Consider the following 3,951-nt stretch of genomic DNA (forward strand, 5'->3'; position numbering starts at 1 on the left):
CCGGACAACGTGGCCTTCGTCATCTATGACGGGTTCCACCGGCAAGCCCAAGGGCGCGGTGATCACCCATCGCGGGGTGGTCAACGGCGTGACCGCGCTGGCCCGGGTGGTCCAGCCGCGGCCGGGGACGCGCACGGCGGCCGGCTCGTCGATCAACTTCGACGTGTCCGTCTTCGAGATCGTCACCAGCCTGGCCAGCGGCGCCACCGTCGAGATCCTCCGCGACGCCCTGGAACTGGGGGAGCGGGAGAGCTGGTCGGGCGGCGTGCTCAGCGCGGTGCCCTCGGTCTTCGCCGAGGTTTTCGACGACATCGCCGGTAAGGCCACGGCGGACAGTGTGGTGTTCGGCGGCGAGGAGCTGCCGATGTCGCTGGTGCGGCGGGTGCGCGCGGTGCTGCCCGGCGTGCGGGTGGTCAATCCCTACGGCCAGAGCGAGAGCTTCTACGCGACCGCCCATGTGGTGTCCGACGAGGTGCCGGACGACGCCTCGGGCGGCGCCCCGATCGGGGCGCCGCTGGGCAACATGCGCGCCTACGTGCTGGGGCCGGGCCTGCGGCCGGTGCCGCCGGGCGTGACCGGCGAGCTGTACGTCGCGGGTGAGGTGGGGCGCGGCTATCACGGGCGGGCCGTGTCGACCGCGGAACGGTTCGTGGCCGACCCGTTCGGGCCGGCCGGGCACCGGATGTACCGCACCGGCGACCTGGCCCGCTGGAACGCCGACGGCCAGCTGGAGTACCTCGGCCGCAACGACGACCAGATGAAGGTCCGCGGGTTCCGGATCGAGCCCGGCGAGGTCGAGGCCGTGCTGGCCGCGCACCCCGGCGTGCGGCAGGCCGTGGTGACGACGCACGACCTCGCCGGCACCCGGCACCTCGTGGGCTACGTGGTTCCGGTGGACCGGTCCGAGACCGACGCCGAGGCCAGCCGGCACCACAACGTGGACCTGACCAAGGGCCTGTCCACGGCCGAGGTGCGCGCGTTCCTGGTGGACCGGCTGCCCGAGTTCATGGTGCCGTCCGTGCTCATCCTGCTCGACCGGCTGCCGCTGACGCCGTCCGGCAAGGTGGACCGGGCCGCGCTGCCCGCCCCCGAGTTCACCGGCACTGCCTACCAGGCCCCGCGCACGACCGAGGAGGAGATCCTCTCCGCGGTGTTCGCCGAGGTGCTCGGCCTCGACCAGGTCGGCGTCGACGACGACTTCTTCGCCCGCGGCGGCGACAGCATCCGCTCCATCCAGGTGGCGAGCCGGGCGCGGTCGCGCGGCATCGTGGTGTCCCCGCGCCAGGTGTTGCAGAGCCGCACCGTGGCCCGGCTGGCCGAGGCCGCGGCCGCGCATCGTGACGCGGTCAAGCCCGTGGCCGAGCCGGCGGGCGGCGGCGTCGGCACCGTGCCGCTGCTGCCGATGGGCCGCTACATGCTGGCGCTGGGCGGCGGGTTCGACCGCTTCTCCATGTCCATGATGCTCGACCTGCCCGACGGCATCGACGAGGCCGGCCTGCTGGCCACGCTGCGCGCGGTGCTGGACCACCACGACGCGTTGCGGTCCCGGCTCGTCGACGGTGAGCTGCGGATCGAGGCGCCCGGCGCGGTCGACGTGGCCGCGCTGCTGCACCGGGTCACCTGGGACGGCCAGTGGGACCAGGTCGCCGCCGAGGGACTGGAAACGGCCACCGCGCGACTGGACCCGGCCGGCGGCGTCATGGCGCAGTTCGTCTGGTTCGACCCGGGCCGCCTGCTGATCGTGCTGCACCACCTCGTGGTGGACGGCGTGTCGTGGCGGATCCTGCTGCCGGACCTGGCCATGGCCTGGGAGCAGGTGCACGCGGGCCGGACCCCGGCGCTGCCCAAGGTGCCGATGTCGCTGCGGAGCTGGACGCACGGGCTGCTGGCGGAGGCGCCGAAGCGCGGCACGGAGCTGCCGCTGTGGCGCGCGATCACCGACGGGCCGGACCCGCTGCTGGGCAGCCGTCCGCTCGACCCCGCGGTGGACGTGGCCTCGACCGTGGAGCACGTGTGGGTGCGGCTGCCGGAGTGGGTCACCGAGTCGGTGCTGACCGCCGTGCCCAAGGCGTTTCACGGCGGCGCCAACGACGGCCTGCTGACGGCGCTGGCGTTGGCGATCGTGCGCTGGCGCAGGCCCGCGGCGTCGACGAGGACTCGGTGCTGATCCGGCTCGAAGGCCACGGCCGTGAGCAGGAAGTCGTGCCGGGCGCGGACCTGTCCCGCACGGTGGGCTGGTTCACCAGCGTCTTCCCGGTCCGGCTGGCGGTCGCCGACGCCGAGGAGGCCTTCACCGGCGGGCCGGCGGCGGGCGCCGCGGTCAAGGCCGTGAAGGAGCAGCTGCTCGGCATCCCGGACAAGGGCATCGGGTTCGGCATGCTGCGCTACCTCGACGAGGCGGGCGCGGCCGAGCTGGCCGGCCTGCCGACCGGCCAGGTCGCGTTCAACTACGCCGGCCGCTACTCCCGTGCCGACATCCCGGAGAACCTGCGCGGTCTCGGCTGGACGCGCAGCGCCGCCAGCGCCGAGCTGATCGCGGCCCCCAACCCGGACATGCCCGCACTGTCCACATTGGACGTCAACGCGCTGGTCACCGACACCGACCAGGGGCCGCGACTCTCGGCCCGGTTCAGCTTTCCCCGCGGGGTGCTCGACCGCGCCGCGGTGCGCGAGCTGGCGGACCTGTGGTGCGCGGCGCTGACGGCGCTGGCCCGGCACGTGTCCGAGCCGGACGCGGGCGGCCTGACCCCGTCGGACGTGCCGCTGGTGTCCGTGCCGCAGCGGCAGATCGAGGCGTGGGAGCGGCGCTACCCGGCGCTGGCCGACCTCTGGCCGCTCACCCCGCTGCAGAGCGGCCTGCTGTTCCACGCCATGCTCGCCGGCGCCCAGTACGACCCGTACCAGAACCAGCTGGTCTTCCACCTGTCCGGCCCGGTGGACCCGGAGCGGATGCGCGCGGCCGGGCAGGCGCTGCTGGACCGGTATGCCAGCCTGCGCGTCGCGTTCGCCGCGACCGAGGACGGCGACCTGGTCCAGGTGGTGTCCGACGGCGTCGAGCTGCCCTGGCGGCATCTCGACCTCACCGGCCGCGAGCAGGAGCTGGCCGACGTCCTCGACCGGGACCGCACCGAGCACTTCGACCCGGCCGTGCCGCCGCTGCTGCGCCTGACGCTCGTGACCCTGGCCCCCGACCGCGCCGAACTGGTCTTCGACGCGCACCACGTGCTGTTCGACGGGTGGTCGGTGCCGCTGATCATGGGCGACCTGCTGCGCCTCTACGCGGCCGCGGGCGACGGCTCGGCCCTGCCCCACGTGCGGGGCTTCCGGGACTTCCTGGACTGGCGGGCCGGTCAGGACCGCGAGGGCGGCCTGCGGGCCTGGGCGGCCGAGTTCGCGGACGTCACGGAGCCGAGCCTGCTGGCCCCGGCGGCGTCCTCGGCCGACGCCATCGACGTCAGCCAGGTCTACGTGCCGCTCACGCCCGAGCTGACCCGCGAGCTGTCCCGCCGCACCGCCGAGCTGGGCGTCACCCTCAACACCCTGGTGCAGGGCGCCTGGGCGGTCCTGCTCGGCCAGCTGACCGGGCAGCGCGACGTGGTGTTCGGCACCACCGTCTCCGGGCGGCCGCCGGCGATCTCCGGCATCGACTCGATGGTCGGCCTGTTCATCAACACGCTGCCGGTCCGGGTCACCCGGCGGACCACGGACACCTTCGTCGATCTGCTCACCCGCCTGCAGGACCGCCAGGTCGCGTTGTTCGACCACCACCACTGCGGGCTGGAGGACATCCAGCAGGCCATCGGCATGGCCCCGCTGTTCGACACCTTCGTGGGTTCGAGTCGTTCCCGGTCGACCACGTCGGCCTGCTGGAGGCCAACACCGAGACGGACGTGACCGTCACCGGGCTGAGCCCGCACGGCGGCTCCCACTACCCGATCGCGGTCGTCGCGG

At 73.9% G+C, this 3,951-nt stretch carries 2 protein-coding genes; both read left to right on the plus strand.

Features of this window, described 5'->3' with window-relative positions; all coding sequences use genetic code 11:
• Positions 1–25: 25 nt before the first annotated feature.
• Entirely contained in the window at positions 26–2,167 is a 2,142-nt protein-coding gene (locus tag KUTG_RS59810) for an AMP-binding protein (RefSeq protein ID WP_052396210.1), read from the plus strand.
• A complete protein-coding gene (locus KUTG_RS65510) occupies positions 2,161–3,894 on the plus strand; it encodes a condensation domain-containing protein (RefSeq protein WP_052396211.1) in 1,734 nt (577 codons plus the stop codon). The genes KUTG_RS59810 and KUTG_RS65510 overlap by 7 nt, the downstream gene beginning before the upstream one ends.
• Positions 3,895–3,951 lie beyond the last annotated feature (57 nt).

Source organism: Kutzneria sp. 744, from assembly GCF_000568255.1.
GTDB lineage: Bacteria > Actinomycetota > Actinomycetes > Mycobacteriales > Pseudonocardiaceae > Kutzneria.

Coding starts and splice junctions, on each gene's coding strand:
- KUTG_RS59810 (WP_052396210.1), top strand. CDS start 26: ATGACGGGTTCCACCGGCAAGCCCAAGGGCGCGGTGATCACCCATCGC.